General features: G+C 64.3%; 1 protein-coding gene. It reads right to left on the bottom strand.

Features of this window, described 5'->3' with window-relative positions:
* The coding region (locus SB754_RS20350) for a pyridoxal-phosphate dependent enzyme (protein WP_410784175.1) at positions 1-140 on the bottom strand (140 nt) is incomplete at its 3' end.
* Positions 141-272 lie beyond the last annotated feature (132 nt).

Below are 272 nucleotides of genomic sequence, written 5' to 3'. Positions count from 1 at the left end.
CGGTCCTTGACGGACGAACCGGGGTTGAAGAACTCGAGCTTCGCGAACACGTTCGCCTCGGCGCCGTCTGTGACGCGGTTGAGGCGGACGAGCGGCGTCTTGCCGAACGTGCTCGAGATGTCGTTGTGGATTCCAGCCATGGGTGGTGCCTTTCGACGGAAGGAGGGACCGGCCGAACGAGGTGCATCGTCGAACCTGTGAGTCACTCTAGGGCGAATCCCCTGGGGTCGGGGCCGAGTGTGACGGAGGGTTTCACGGCGCGCACCCCATAG

Source organism: Leifsonia sp. SIMBA_070 (genome assembly GCF_046534635.1).
Lineage (GTDB): Bacteria > Actinomycetota > Actinomycetes > Actinomycetales > Microbacteriaceae > Leifsonia.
The sequence above is the reverse complement of the archived record's forward strand: the minus strand, read 5'-3'. Positions and strand labels throughout refer to the sequence as shown.